General features: G+C 52.3%; 12 protein-coding genes. 6 read left to right on the forward strand and 6 right to left on the reverse strand.

Features of this window, described 5'->3' with window-relative positions:
• Positions 1 to 8: 8 nt before the first annotated feature.
• On the reverse strand, positions 9 to 3,125 hold the full coding sequence (locus LWL52_RS16880) for a SusC/RagA family TonB-linked outer membrane protein (protein ID WP_242922109.1): 3,117 nt from the start codon (positions 3,123 to 3,125) through the stop codon (positions 9 to 11).
• Positions 3,126 to 3,870: 745 nt separating this feature from the next.
• Between LWL52_RS16880 and LWL52_RS16885 the strand changes: the two genes are divergently transcribed.
• Positions 3,871 to 4,518: a YczE/YyaS/YitT family protein gene (locus LWL52_RS16885; protein ID WP_242922111.1), complete on the forward strand. Its 648-nt coding sequence runs from the start codon at positions 3,871 to 3,873 to the stop codon at positions 4,516 to 4,518.
• Positions 4,519 to 4,538: 20 nt separating this feature from the next.
• Here LWL52_RS16885 and LWL52_RS16890 read toward each other — a convergent pair whose 3' ends face one another.
• Complete coding sequence (locus LWL52_RS16890; RefSeq protein WP_242922113.1) at positions 4,539 to 5,966, reverse strand: thioredoxin-like domain-containing protein; 1,428 nt, start codon at positions 5,964 to 5,966, stop codon at positions 4,539 to 4,541.
• A 350-nt stretch (positions 5,967 to 6,316) separates the two neighbouring features.
• On the opposite strand from LWL52_RS16890, the gene LWL52_RS16895 reads away from it, so the two are divergent.
• The 5 genes from LWL52_RS16895 to LWL52_RS16915 all read left to right on the forward strand — a co-directional run bounded on the left by LWL52_RS16895 (position 6,317) and on the right by LWL52_RS16915 (position 9,491).
• Positions 6,317 to 6,877 (forward strand): Crp/Fnr family transcriptional regulator, encoded by a 561-nt coding sequence (locus tag LWL52_RS16895; protein ID WP_242922115.1) that lies wholly within the window; start codon positions 6,317 to 6,319, stop codon positions 6,875 to 6,877.
• 69 nt (positions 6,878 to 6,946) lie between these two features.
• Positions 6,947 to 7,501 carry a DinB family protein gene (locus LWL52_RS16900; RefSeq protein WP_242922117.1) on the forward strand — a complete coding sequence of 185 codons (555 nt, stop codon included), beginning with the start codon at positions 6,947 to 6,949 and terminating at the stop codon, positions 7,499 to 7,501.
• Between the two features lie 212 nt (positions 7,502 to 7,713).
• Positions 7,714 to 8,205, forward strand: coding sequence for an NADH-quinone oxidoreductase subunit A (locus LWL52_RS16905; RefSeq protein WP_242922119.1), 492 nt, complete (start codon positions 7,714 to 7,716; stop codon positions 8,203 to 8,205).
• An 85-nt stretch (positions 8,206 to 8,290) separates the two neighbouring features.
• Positions 8,291 to 8,845, forward strand: a complete 555-nt coding sequence (nuoB, locus tag LWL52_RS16910; protein WP_242922235.1) for an NADH-quinone oxidoreductase subunit NuoB — start codon at positions 8,291 to 8,293, stop codon at positions 8,843 to 8,845.
• Between the two features lie 43 nt (positions 8,846 to 8,888).
• Positions 8,889 to 9,491 (forward strand): NADH-quinone oxidoreductase subunit C, encoded by a 603-nt coding sequence (locus LWL52_RS16915; RefSeq protein ID WP_242922121.1) that lies wholly within the window; start codon positions 8,889 to 8,891, stop codon positions 9,489 to 9,491.
• 933 nt (positions 9,492 to 10,424) lie between these two features.
• Here the strand turns inward: LWL52_RS16915 and LWL52_RS16920 are convergent.
• The 4 genes from LWL52_RS16920 to LWL52_RS16935 form a co-directional block, all read right to left on the reverse strand.
• Entirely contained in the window at positions 10,425 to 11,216 is a 792-nt protein-coding gene (locus LWL52_RS16920; RefSeq protein ID WP_242922123.1) for an SPFH domain-containing protein, read from the reverse strand.
• Positions 11,216 to 11,404 carry a hypothetical protein gene (locus LWL52_RS16925; protein WP_242922125.1) on the reverse strand — a complete coding sequence of 63 codons (189 nt, stop codon included), beginning with the start codon at positions 11,402 to 11,404 and terminating at the stop codon, positions 11,216 to 11,218. Before LWL52_RS16925 ends, LWL52_RS16920 begins: the two co-directional genes overlap by 1 nt.
• 293 nt (positions 11,405 to 11,697) lie before the next feature.
• Entirely contained in the window at positions 11,698 to 12,660 is a 963-nt protein-coding gene (locus LWL52_RS16930; RefSeq protein ID WP_242922127.1) for an NAD(P)-dependent alcohol dehydrogenase, read from the reverse strand.
• Positions 12,661 to 12,858: 198 nt separating this feature from the next.
• Positions 12,859 to 14,217, reverse strand: a complete 1,359-nt coding sequence (locus tag LWL52_RS16935) for a MutS-related protein (protein WP_242922129.1) — start codon at positions 14,215 to 14,217, stop codon at positions 12,859 to 12,861.
• Positions 14,218 to 14,399: the final 182 nt, after the last annotated feature.

The following is a 14,399-nucleotide window of genomic DNA, read 5'->3' on the forward strand; positions in this document are numbered from 1 at the left end:
ATTCTTACTTAAAAGGTAACTGATAGACCACCATTCACAATTTTCTGCAGCGGATACCCTTGGCCGGAGCCGGAGCCTAGTTCCGGATCAAAGTCTTTGTAATCCGGGCTGTAGGTCAGGAAGTTGTAGGCGTTCACATACACGCGCAGCTTCTGGATGCCCCACTTCTGAGTAAACTCCGGCAGGCTGTAGCCGAGCTCCACATTCTTCAGGCGGATGTAATCTGTTTTGTGCAGCCAGTAGGTATTGCGCTGGCTCACCCAGTATTCGTTGCTGCGGTTAAAGGCGCGCGGGCCCGAGGCGTTCGGGTTCTGCTCTGTCCAGCGGTTATCATAGAAGCTCTGCAGGAAGTTTCCGATCTCGCCGGACTCTGTGCTGATGTAGTTCACGGCACCGGCTGCTCCCTGGATGAGCATGGAAAAGTCGAAGCCTTTGTAGCCCAGGCGAGCCGTGATACCGCCGGTTAGGGTCGGCGTGTTGCTCTTGTCGTTCCGAACCTTATCGTTGGCATCGATCAACCCATCGTTGTTCACATCTTCAAAGATAATGTCGCCGGGGCGTGCGCCGGACATGTGCGGGTAGGCGTCCACGGCGGCCTGGTCTGCAAAAATGCCGATAGCCTGGTAGTACAAGTCGTTATCCGGGTTGTAAGGGTCTGTCGGGATTGGGCGCCCGGTGGTAAGCTGGTAGTCAGGGCGGCCCGGGGTTTCGTCCCAGAAGATGATCCTGTTCTTGGCATAGCCGCCGTTAAAGCCTACTTCATAAGTGAAGTCATTGCCTATCGCGTTGTCATAGATCACGCTGAAATCGAATCCTCTGTTGCCGGATTTACCAATGTTTTCCGGAGGCAGCGTCATACCGGTAGAAGCCGGAATAGAAGCATTTCTGCGCCACAGAATATTAGAGCGCAGGTTATCGAAGTAATCGAAGGTAACCGAAAGGTGGTTGTTGAGCAGCTCGGCATCAAAGCCAACGTTGCGCTGTATGGCTGACTCCCAGGTGGTGTTTTCGTTGGGCACTCGGGTCTCAAATAAGGCTGGATTAAACTTTGTTCCTCCATCCGTAACAAATGATGATCCGGGATCTGCCAGATCAAGCGTAGCCAGGTAAGCATATTCTACTAAAGCCCCTTCAAAGTACACTTGATCCCAACCCGTCTGGCCCCACGAGCCTCTTAACTTGAAGAAATTCACGGCACTTAAATTGTCTTTCCAGAAGTTTTCCTCTGACACCACATAGCCTAAGGATACGCCCGGGAAGAAGCCGAATTTATTGCCTTTTTCGAAGATGTAAGAGCCCTGGTAGCGCCATACAAACTCTGCCAGGTACTTTTCCTTATAGCCATAGTTTACCCTGCCGAAATAATTGAGGCGGGCATTTGGAGCACCAGTACCGTTATTTGTTAAGTACTGATCGGTAGCGCCGGCAAACATCTGATCGAGGACAGAGGAGGTGAAATTGCGGCGGTGAGCGCTGAACTTGTCCAGGCCGCCGGTTATTCTTTCCACACCGGCCAAAAAGTTTACGGAATGCGCGTCTCCAAACGTGCGGTCATAGTTTAAGAGCCCGTTGAGCAGGATGCGCTGGTTGTCCTCCATCTCTTCTGTCAGGGCGGGGCTGTCGAAGCCTTTTTTGCCCTTGATCAGCACCGGCTGGCCGCTGGCGTCGCGGGTGCCATCCCAGGAGTATAAGTACCAGGGCGTTTGCCAGAGCTTGCGGAAACGGAAGCCCTTGTCTATAGCGGCATTGCTGGTAACCGAGAGGCCCTGCACCCACGGGATGATCACATTCAGCTTGAAGTTGGAGTTAACTACATAGTTTTTGGTTCTGTCGTAGCCGGTTGCCTTGGTGCTTACCACCACCGGGTTATCGCCATACTCAATATCGGGACCGGGCGTGCCGTCGGGCCAGTAGGCAGGCAGGTTGGGTTTGCCCCGCATCACCATCCGGAAGATGCCACCAGCTCCGCGGGTGGGAAAGTTGCGGTCTTCCATGCGGCCTGACAAATCTACCGCCAGGCTGATGTTCTTGGAGATGTTGCCATCCAGGTTAGAGCGGAAATCATACTGGTTATACTTGGTGCCACTGTTGAAGTAATACCCGTCCTGTGTTCTGGAGGTAAGGGCTACATAGTAGCGCATGTTCTCGCTGCCACCGGAAATAGAGACGTTGCCTTGGTTCTGACCAGACCACGGCTTGATCACTTCCTTAAACCATTCCGTATCCGGGTGGCCCCAGGGATCGGAACCATCCCGAAACTGCTGGATATCTTCGGGGGTGAAGCGGGCTGGGTTGCCCGCATACAGGTCGATTTCATTTAGTATGGTGGCGTATTCCGCTGCGTTGGCCATATCGGGGAGCCGGGTAGGGCGGCCATAGCCCTGGTTAAACGAAGCAGTGATAGTAGGCTTGCCCACTTTGCCGCGTTTGGTGGTAACCAGTATCACGCCGTTTGCAGCCTGCGCGCCATAAATAGCCGCAGAGGCATCTTTCAGCACTGATACGCTTTCGATGGTATTGGGGTCCAGCCTTTCCAACGAACGGCCCGGAACGCCGTCTACCACGATCAGGGGGTCTGAGCTGCCAAACGAGTTGATGCCCCGGATGCGGAGCCTGGCCCCATCATAGCCTGGCTCACCGCTGGAGCCTACGGCCGTTAAGCCCGGCAAGCGACCCGCCAGGCTGTTGGTCACGTTCAGGGCAGGTGTTTGCGTTATTTCGTCGCCTTTTACCGCTGTTACCGATCCGGTCAGGGTCGCTTTTTTCTGCGTGCCATACCCTACCACCACTACTTCATCCAGCGCTTTGGCATCGGTGTTCAGTTGCACGTTAATGGTGGAGCGGTTGTTAATAGGCACTTCCTGCGACTGGTAGCCTATAAATGAGAAGATGAGAGTGCCGCTGCCATCCGGCACGTTGATAATATATGCGCCGTCGGCTCCTGTCGGGGCAGCCGTTGGCGTTCCTTTCAGCAGCACTGTTACGCCTGGCAGAGCCATGCCGCTTTCATCAGTCACTTTTCCCTGCACCGAGATGTTTCCCTGGGCAAGCGCCATTACAACAGAGGCAAAGAAAAGAGGAAATACCAGGAAGTATCTCAGTTCTTTAGGTAAATAGTGTTGCATAGATCACATATTTAAAGGTTAAAAAATGAATAAGAAGCGTTGTAAATCCGTCAATTTCCGCTGTTGCCTCTAAGGCACAGTATTATCCCACCGGAGCAAGGAAAACCCTGTTCCGGTGCAACCCGATAACTTGTCAATCGCCGCTGAAGGGCAGATCATACTAAAGTAAAAGGAGCAGTTGCTCTGGAAATACCTTTTGATAACAGGGCCGCTTTAAAAGAGGACTTGTATCAGGCGTGTAGAAATTCTGAAAGGAGATATCGTATACTTTGTATTCTTATATCGGTATCCTGAAAATATGATTTTGATCAAGGGAGGTAATCTCTATGCGTAACTCCCCGCTTAGATAGTTTATACTTTGTTAAAAGTAGTTTATCTATATTAAAAAAGCAATACGTAACTGCTTCTAATAAGTGAGGACTTACTTTAAATAAATTTTCAAGCGGCTTGCCGGTTCATCTTGCAGTTGCTAAAATACTTACGCTGTCAGGTCTGCTGGCCCGCAGCCAGGCGCAGGCTGCCGGTTTCTGCAAGGCTTGTTTAAACCTGCTTTTTTAAGTCCTGATGCCTTCTTCTGAAAGTATAAATGCCTGGGCTATGTGTTCGGGGGGAGCGGGCTCCTGCGGATTGAATTCCATTAAGTAGCACGCAGGAGGTTGCCTTTGGATGAAGCAATATTCTTAGGCCAGCTGGTTAAGGCAATGCTTTCTGTTATGGCGGGTGTTTGCATTAATTTTACGTTCTTGTGTTTTCCTTAGCAACTCCCCGGACCATGCGCGAAAAGGCGATCCAGTATGCATTCTTTTTTTCCGGCCTGCTCTTGTTTGGCCTGGGCAACGCCATTGCCGTGAAAGTAAAATACCTGGGCCTGCACCCCTGGGAGGTGCTGAACGTGGCGCTTTTTCAGAAATTCGGCTACAGCATTGGTACCTGGAGCACACTAACCGGCTTGCTGCTGATCTCGGTTTCGTGGTTTGTGAACCGGAAGTATGTCAACATCGGCACCTTTCTTAACGCGCTGCTCATCGGCCCTATCATGGACTTTTTCCTGTGGCTGGGGGTGCTGCCCGAGGCATCGCATACCAGCTTAGATTATGTGCAGCTGGCCTGTGCCATCGTGGTGGTAGGCGTTGCCGGCGGCTTGTATGTGGCGGGCGGTATTGGCGCTGGCCCGCGCGACGGGTTTATGCTTTCCTTATCCGACCGCACCAAACTTTCCGTTAGCAAGGCGCGCATCCTGGTCGAGTCGGTGGTGATCTGCGTGGGCCTGCTGCTTGGCGGGCCGGTTTTTATTGCCACTTTCTTTTACTCCTTCATTCAGAGCCCCATTTTCCAGGTCATGCTCAAATTCTTTGGCAGGCTCCGCGTTTCGCTCACAGAAGAAAAGCTGTAACTATAAGTATAAGGCTGGGGTCAGCTTTCTTTCGGAAGTATAACGGGCACCTCGGTTTTCTCGCCAGTGCTGATATCAATTTTAAAAAGCTGGTGGCTGTTGGTGCTGGTTACCCATAGCTGCCCCTGCAGAAAGATAATGTCGTTGGGTTCGCTCAGGCCGTCGGCCAGCGTGCGCACGCGGTGGCGGCTAATATCCAGTATTTTGATCTTTCCGTTATAAGTGTCGGCAATAAACACGTCGCTGTCGATGATCTCCAGCCCCACGCAATGCTGCAACAGTGCATCGTCCACGTGGCCGTCCACATCACCGAATTCGAATAACCCATGGCCCAATGGCGTGAGTACCATCCCTGTTTCGAGGTTAACCGTCCGGATAGCGCTGGCTTCGGCATCGGCTACATACAGCACCTGCCCTCTGTGCGCCAGGCCGCTGGGCTGGTTAAAAGCCGCTTCCAGCAAGGGGCCATCGGTCAGGGCTTCGCGGCCACTGCCGGCAAAGCGGTATACCTGCTCGGTCGTTAGATCCATGCGCAGCAGCTGGTGGTTGCCGGCACTGGCAATGTACATGCTGTTGCCAAGTATAAGCAGGTCCCAGGGGCTGTTGGGGTTTACAGGCTCCTCGCGTTTATCGTCCATAAAATAGTACCCCATCTCGCCGGTGCCGGCTGCCGTGCTCACCTGCTGCTGCGCCAGGTCTACTTTTCGGATCGCATTGTTCTTGGCATCGGCCACATATAGTGTAGTACCGTGCAGGGCCAGGCCGTGCGGCTCGTAAAAGGATGCTTCTGTGTAGCTGCCGTTCGTAAAGCCCTGCCGGCCACTGCCGATCACCTCCAGTACCTGCCCCTGTTGGTTTAACTTCAGGATGCGGTTGTGGCCGCTGTCGGAGAGGTAAATGTTGCCTTCAGGGTCGCTGATGAGCTTGGAAGGGAAGTATAAGGCAGAAGTTGCCGGTTGCGCCACGTGAAACCGCAATGGCTCCCGGTGCAGGGTCTCGGCAAAATCCTCTGTCATTTTTTGGATGTAGGGCTGCACCGTCTGGTAAACGCCTTCGCCGGCATGCTGGCCTACTACTTTGCCATTCGGGTCTATCAGCACCAGCGTAGGCCATGCCCGCACGCCATACTGGTTCCACAGCTTAAAGTCGGCATCGTTCACCACCGGGTGTTCGATCCCGAACTTTCGGATTGCCTGCCTGACGGTGTCGTTCTGCTTCTCGGCATCAAACTTAGCCGAATGGATGCCGATTACCACCAGGACATCGGCATACTCCTCTTCCAACCGTTTCAGGTCGGGCACAATGTGCTGGCAGTTGATGCAGCCAAAAGTCCAGAAATCCAGCAGCACAATTTTGCCCCGGAGATCTTTGATGGACCAGGAGCGGTCGGTGTTGAGCCAGCCATAATTGGTGGATAGTTCTGGGGCGTTTACGCGTCCGGTGAGCATGGTATCGGTTCGTTTCGTGTTTGGTGGGGTGCTTTAAGAGGTACCGGTTTAAGAGGCGTTTTGTTGTGGGAAGTTGCAGCCGGTAGCGCAAAATGCACCCGAGGCACAAGCGGGTGCTTGTGCCATAAAAGGGAATATAAAGGGAAAGATTTAAGGAGCAGGAGCGGAAACATAAAGTCTAAAACCTTTATCTTTAGCTCTAAAGCAGTAGTGCCTAAGAAGCTGTTGCATAGCTCCTGGTACAAGCATGCACTTGTGCTTTCTTTTTCGGGGCGGGAGGCGATAGCAGTATCGGTGGTCTGCCTTTAGATCCGTAATGCTCTTTAAACTTTGAGAACGCGATAAATCCTATGCTCCGCACCCTCCTCCAGCAAGTCCCCTACTTCACGCCCGACGATATCGACGCTTTTGAGCTGTTGTGGCAAAAGCGGGTGCAGCTGCGCCGGTATGATTTCCTGATCCGGCAGGGGCAGGTGGAGCAGGGGTTATACCTGGTGACCAGCGGGGCCTTGCGCATTTACTACCCGTTGCCCGACGAGGAGATCTGCGTGGGCTTTGGCTATCCTAACACCCTGCTGGTTTCTTTTCCGTCGTTTGTGGATGCCTCGCCCTCGGCCTATTATATCCAGGCGCTGAAAAAGAGTGAGCTGCTGGGCATCAGCAAGCAGGATTTTGTGCAGCTGATGGAGCGCAGGCCCAACATCCGGCGCTTCTGGTACCAGGAGCTGGAGAAGGCGCTGGTGGGTAAGATCGAGCGTGAGGTAGACCTGCTGCTACCCGAGCCGGAGCAGCGCCTGCAGCGCGTGTGGCAGCGCAGCCCGCACCTGTTCCAGCACATCCCTAAAAAGTACATTGCCTCGTACCTGCGCATGTCGCCTGAAACGCTGAGCCGGCTGAAGTATAAATCTTGATCCGCGTCAAGGATTGGGAAGCGTAAACAGCTGTATATTTGGCGTATATCCTCTAAAACTATGGAATTTATGAACACACTGGCACAGCTTTCCCAAACCACCAAAGGCCTTTACGATACCGTAGCCGCCGAATTCGCTCCGCTCGACCTGAGCAGCCTCAACTTCAAGCCCGGCCCTGAGAGCTGGAGCATCCTGGAGTGCCTCGAACACCTGAACCGCTACAGCCGCTACTACAACCCGGCCCTGGCCAACGCCATTGCCCAAAATTCCGGTAGCCCCACGGTGCCCCATATCAGCTACAGCTGGCTCGGCAAAAAATCACTGGAGATGGTGCAGCCGCAGCTCCTGAAAAAGCACAAAACCGTAAAGCACATGAACCCCAACAACAGCCCGCTGAACCGCGCCACGCTAGAGGAGTTTCTGCAGCACCAGACAGAGCTGCTGCGCCTGCTGGAGGAGGCCAAAAAAGCCAACCTCCATAAAAAAGCCGTGCCGGTGGAGTTTCTGAAGCTGCTGAAGCTGCGGATAGGCGAGGCGCTGGAGTTTGTAGTGGCGCACCAGGAGCGGCACGTGCAGCAGGCCCTGCGGGTAAAGCAGTTGCTGACCAGGCAGGCGGCAGCATGAGTATAAACCGATACATCTCCCACTTCTCGCCCATACTTGCTTTCTGCTGCTAAAGGTAAAAGCATGACCCCGTCGGATGCTTGCGCCATACTTTGGCGTAAGGTCTTGCAGTGCGTGTACCTGTCCCGAAGTATTTCAGAGGCGCCAGTAAGCGGCGGAGCCACGGTATATCTCGTAAAATATCGTAAATTTGCCTAAACAGCTGCAAGACAATGGCAGAAACCTATACTTCGGACTTCGGAACCATCCTGCTCTTTCTGGTAGGCGGGACTATCTTTGTGTTGCTTGGCTTGTTTACGGCCAGACTGATCCGCCCCAGCCGGCCGAACGAGGAGAAGCTCACCACTTATGAAAGTGGGGAGGAGCCGATCGGTAATGCCTGGGTGCAGTTTAACCCGCGCTTTTACGTGGTGGCGCTTATCTTCATCATTTTTGATGTGGAGCTTGCCTTCCTGTTTCCGTGGGCAACCGTGTTTGGGCGAAGAGATCTGATCGAAGCCACAGACGGGGCGTGGGGCTGGTTTGCACTCATCGAGATGGTGGTTTTTATCGGCATTCTGGTACTTGGGCTGGCGTACGCCTGGGCCAAAGGGCACTTAGACTGGATAAAACCTAAGCCGGTGCTGCCGCAGAGCCGCTCCAGAATCCCGATGGAGGTATACGAGCAACTGAATGCCCGGCAGGAGGCAAAACAGGAAGTATAGCAGGGATGGAAGAAAGACAAAAGAAGAACGAGGAAGTATAATGCTTCATACCTCCTCATTCGTGATTCGGAATTCATAATTCGTAATTAAATTGGATAAGACAGGAGAAGGCGGTGTAGTGGTCACCAAACTGGACGATCTGCTCAACTGGGCGCGGCTCACCTCGCTGTTCCCGATGGGCTTTGGTTTGGCTTGCTGCGCCATCGAGATGATGGGCGCGTATGCCTCGGGTTATGACCTGGACCGCTTCGGCATTATTCCGCGCGCTTCGCCCAGGCAGTCGGATGTGATGATTGTGGCCGGCACGGTTACCTTTAAGATGGCCGACCGCGTGCGCCGCCTCTACGAACAGATGCCCGAGCCGCGCTACGTGATCTCGATGGGAAGCTGCTCTAACTGTGGCGGCCCGTACTGGGAGCACGGCTACCACGTGGTGAAAGGCGTGGACCGGATCATACCGGTGGATGTATACGTACCGGGCTGCCCACCCAGACCGGAGGCGCTAATCGGGGGCTTTCTGCAGCTGCAGGAAATCATCCGCAAGGAAACGGTTCGCGCGCCCAGAGCCGTGCAGCAGCTCATGGCCAAACGCGCGCAGCAAGGCCAGCCGGTAGCCGATGCCGATAAGCAGGTTTCCTGATTCATTCACATAGTCACTCAATCACTCATTCAAAATTAAAGGCGTGCAGTTCGAAGAGCTTAAGCAGTTTATAGTGGCGCAGTTTGGCCCTGAGGTGATACTTGCCGAGAAGGCGGATGCCCTGCAACCGTACCTGGTGCTCCAGCCAGGTCGCCTGGCCGAGGTATGCCTGGCCCTGCACGACAACGAATTGACCTACTTCGATTTTCTTTCCTGCCTCACTGGCATCGACAACGGGCCTGAGGCCGGCACGATGGAGGTGGCGTATACCTTATACTCCATCCCCTATAACCATCGCCTCACGCTGAAGGTGCAGGTGCCCCGCAACACCACGCCCGAGCTGCCCATGCCCGAAGTTCCGACTGTCAGCCACATCTGGCGCACCGCCGACTGGCACGAGCGGGAGGTGTTCGACATGTTCGGCATCTACTTTAAAGACCACCCGGATATGCGCCGCATCCTTTGCGCCGCCGACTGGCAGGGCCACCCGCTGCGCAAAGATTACCAGCTGCAGGATTACTACCACGGCATCAAAGTGCCTTTCGACCGGCACAATGCATTCAACGGCTTTAAAGGTGAGCCGCAGTGGCTGACCTCGGAGCCGACGCCTTTTTCGGATAAGCGCGAGAAACCAGAGCCAGAGTAGTACCGGGTCCAACCACCTCTGCCCCTCCTTGGCTAAGGAGGGGAGCCTGACTTATTGAAGTTTCTGCTGATTTCCTGTAGCCCAGCATCTAAGTGAATAAAGTTAATATTGTTTGCGAAGCGAAGGGCATTGACTCCGAGCTCTTGTAAACTGCTGCGGATTCCCTTATACACATACTTACTCTTTATCAGCTGCATTCATTCTTTCATTCGATATAAGCTATACTTGCTAGCTACTTTTATTCCGCAGTTTTATACTTGCCTTGTTTCATCTTTTGCTTTGGAGCGCTCCAAGCCCGCGGGGGCTCGTCCTTGCGTTGAGCGCTGTGGCGTGAAGCTGCTCCTCGCAGATGCTGCGGGCTGCCGCATGCGCGGCACCGCAACACACCAAGGCGCTCTACCCGAGAACTGGGATCAATTCGATAGCTACTGCCTTTGCTAATGGAAACCCCTGTAGGGACAGGTCGCGACCTGTCCGCAATACGGCAGCCGCTATGAAAGGATAGCCGGAAGTATAGCAGTAGCAGAAAGTCCCCCTTTGAAGGGGGTAGGGGGATGTTATCACCTGAACTATGCTGGTTATACTTGTCTCTGGTAAAACAGCCCTCTTTCCCTTTTGTCACCCTGAAAGGATCTTGTGAGCAAGCTAATGAAGCCAAAACAACAACACTCATACTTCACCAACAGTAATTACAGACTCCCCTCCTTAAACTAGCGAGAACGCGAGTTCGAAGCTAGCGAGCGTAGCTCTGAGGGGCCAGGGGTGGTTGGACCCGGCATTGCACCGCTTATACTTCATTAAGAACCAACAGCCGAACTCCTTCCCATATTCAGTAGCAGGGCACTCTATATAAGGGGTAGGCCACATCACCTGGTAAACAAAAAGGCCGCCAGTTATACTTCCGGCGGCCTTTGGTTTATACCTGGCTATAGATTACTCCACATTCTTAAAAAACGTGGGCGAGTTGCCGTAGAGCGGGGTGCGGCCGTCCCATTTCTCAATGAACTGCTGCTGAATGAGCAGCGACGTGAGGGTGCGCTGGCGCAGCTCGTTGGCGCGGGCTTCGGCCTCTGCTTCTACTATCTTTTTACGGGCCTGGGCTTCGGCTACTTTCAGCTCGTTTTCTACCTGCATGGCCTGCTGCACGGCTTTGTTTTTGAGGTTCACGGCCTGCACAATTACATCGGGGTATTGCAGGCCGCTGGTCATCTGCTCCAGGGCGAAGCCTTCTTTGCGCAGTGCATCGCCAAGCGCCTGCTGCACTTTGTCCTCAAAACTCTGGCGGTTAGAGATGATGCTGTCAGTGCTGTACTGGTTAAACTGGATGCGGAATGCGTCGCGGGTATAGTTGTAGAGCGTGGTTTCGGTGATCTGGTTTATCTCTTTGCGGTATTTGCTGAAGATCTGCGGACTTTGCCCGGCAATTACCCTAAACGAGAGCGTCGGGTCTACAGTGAAAACCGAGCCGTCTTTGGCATTTACGGTAAAAGGCGCATAGTCTACGGTCTGCACGAAAGTGGGGAACTGGAACACTTCTTCGGTAAGGGGGTTGTACCACACGCGCCCTGTTACCAGACTTACGTCCTGCACGCCTTTGTCGGAGCCGTAGAGTTTTACCAGGATGCCTTCGTGGCCGGCGTCGATGCGGGTACAGGAGGTGATGGCGGTAGCGGAAAAGGCAAGGAGCAGGAGGACGGCAACGGTCCAGGTTAAGGTTCGGTTCATCAGGTGTTCAGTTTGGTAAGGGAAAAACGAATGACAAAGAAATTGATAAGTATAAGGAGAGTCAGCAGTACGAAGCCAAGTATAACCGAGGCATCGGAAGGCTGGCGGATAAGCGTGGCCACTTCAGTATAGGCAAACACATCTGCCAGGAGCAGCAGGCCAAGCAGCAGCAGGTAAAGGGGTTTCATGGCGATGGTTTTTAGCCGTTTGTAAAGGCAATATATAGAAAATTTTCTATTCTAACTTGTCTTAAACCCAATTGCTGAGAAGAGCTGAGAAGAAACAAGTATGGCCGGATTGGCAGGCGTGGCTGCTTTTGCTATTTAAGTATGATCCTTTGCGGAGCTTTTGCCAGTGCGGGTTTCAGCCAGGCCGGAGAGGTAGAGCAGGCGGAAGTATGCGCTGCAAGTATTATTTGAACGGAGCCTTGCTTTAGAAGAATTGTACTCTTGAGAGGACCGCAGGAGTGTTTCCACCAGCTTTAAGCCAGCGTTAGGACCACATTGCCAATTTTCTGCCCTGTCTCCACATACCTGTAAGCTTCCACGATCTGCTCTAAGGTATAACTCCGGTCCAGCACCGGCTTAAACTCCTTTTGCGCTACCAGTTGCCCGAGGAACTCTACATCGGCTTTGCTGATGGTTGGAATCGGGAACATCACCTTTTTGCCCTTCCGCAGTGGCGTGAGCAGTGCCAGGTAAACATTCTCCCAGTTTTTGCCAAGCTCGGTAGAGATATAAATCCCGTTCTCGGTCAGCACCGGTTTGCAGTGCCCAAAGGAGGTTTTGCCAACGGCATCCAGCACCAGGTCATACTTGCGGCCTGCCCGGGCATAATCTTCCTGCGTGTAATCGATCACCACATCAGCCCCCAGGGACTTGACAAGCGGAACACGTTGAGTATGGCAAACAGCCGTTACGTGCGCCCCGAAATGTTTGAGCAGCTGCACTGCCGCCGAGCCGATAGCGCCCGTTGCCCCATACACCAGCACCGCTTGCCCGGCAGTTACGTTTGCTGCCCGGATGTGGCCTAGCGCATAGTGGGCACCTTCGGTGATCGGGGCCGCTTCTTCGTAGGTCAGGCCTTCGGGCATGGTCGTAAAGGCGTCGTTTTCCACTAATGTCATGTACTGGCCATGTCCGCCGCACTTCTTGTCGTTATAGCCGAACACATTTTCCCCGACTTTTACAGATTGCACGGCCTTGCCCACTGCTTCTACCTGGCCGGCAAACTCACAACCCAGCGTTTGGTAATTGGGCCGGAGCAGGCCGCTCCAGAACCTCGAAATGAAATATTCGGCACTCCGGAACCCGCTGTCGGTGCGGTTAACCGTCGAGGCGTAGACCCGCACCAGCACTTCATTGTCTTTGGGCTTTGGCTTGGCAACTTCCTGTATACTGACCACTTCGGGAGGTCCGTACCGGGTATGTACTGCTGCTTTCATGCGTGTAAGGGCTTATACTTTATACTTGTTGCCAGCGCATAGGCTAGGAGCAGAAAGTAAAATTGCAAGCGCGAGCTTGAAGCTCCTGCCTTGCCATTATCTTCTTATATGAGATAGCACGTTTGTTGGCCTCTTGCTGGCACGAGTTTGTAGCTTGTGTGTGGGTACTGTCTTTTAAAATGGCTTGAAGTATGAGCTTCAAGTTTGTACTGGCGCGAGCTGGCTTTCACCCTGCACAATTTCTTCAATGATCTCGAGTATCTTCTCATTCTTTACTATTGTGAGCCCGACTCTTTCTGAAGATATCCCGTCCTTTAGTTTATAACTGTAGACCGGCGTATCACCTTCGAGTATTGATTCCAGCTGCTTAAAGGTGATATTCTGCAACTTTACCAACTCCTGACAAACTTCTACAATATGAGTAGAAATGAAGAAGAGGGATGATCTTATTTCTGCAAACTTCGATGTGATCAATAGCGTGGCATCAAAGGCATCCTTGACATTGGTTCCTCTGAAAAGCTCATCGAAGATCACAAAGACCTTCTTCTTCTCTTTTATCTTCAGCGCAATCTCCTTCACCCTTCTTACTTCGCTGTAGTAGTGGCTGTAGCCTTTATAAATGCTGTCAGAGATGTTTATGGTGGAGTATAGTCCGCTAAAAACGGACGTCTCCATAGCGCTTGCCGGTACAGGAAAACCAATGTGTGCAAGGAATATACATAGCCCCACTGTTTTTAAAAAAGTAGACTTCCCAGCCATGTTAGCCCCTGAAACAAAGCACAAGTTGCTGTTCTCATTTAATGCAATGCTGTTCAGGACCGGCTCCTCCAAAAGCGGATGGAAAAGGTTTTCAATTCTTAGCAGGGGCTTTGGAGACGCGCTAATTTTAGCAAAGGAGAGACCTTTGTTTCGCGCTATTTCAGCCACAGAAGCAAAGGCATCCAGCAGGTCGGTTAGTTTCAGCAAATTACTTATTCTTTCCTTCTCCTGCTTTCTGATAAGCCCGTCTAAACGGCTTACATGTCGGAAAGTAACCTGCTTAAGGTTAGGCTTAAGAAAGCTGTTGAATTCGGGAGCATTTTGTACCGCTTCAACCTCCTCTTTAAGTTGAATAAAAAAGGGAGGCAGATCATACTTTGCTAAGGAGTCGACAATATTGGAAAGATTCAGCAGATGATCCCTTAAAAACTCAACGCCCCTGGCTATAAGGTTATATTCGTTGCTTACCTGTAGTTGGTTATTTAGCCAATGCGCACAGGAATCAATAAAATTGTCCCGCAAAACAGGTATGTTCAGGTTCAGATAAAGCTCTATAGCATAGAGCTTTTTTCTATCCAGCTCAAAACAAAAGCTGTTATCAAGTATAAACTTTATGGCTGAGACCCTGTATTCTAGCTGGTCTACATTATCAGTGGGCGTTCTCATTAGGTGCTCTAAGGCATCACTCCCACCTCGTGTTGTAGTCCGGTCATAAAACCCCAACACTGAAACATCGCCCATTATCAATGGAAAAATATTTAAGTCTGTTTCTGTTTGTAAGTCTAGTCCGAAGCTCATTAGCCTGTATATGTTGGATGTATTGTAACAGCAAACAGTACTACAACTCCTCCTTCTGGCGCGAGCTTGTAGTTTGGGTCCCGGTACTACTAATTTGCAAAGGGACAGAAGTACGAGCTACAAGCTCGCACTAGCGAGGTATGGAGTAATCTCTCTTGTGTCATATGGCCTTCTAACATTTT

The organism is Pontibacter liquoris, assembly GCF_022758235.1.
Taxonomy (GTDB): domain Bacteria; phylum Bacteroidota; class Bacteroidia; order Cytophagales; family Hymenobacteraceae; genus Pontibacter; species Pontibacter liquoris.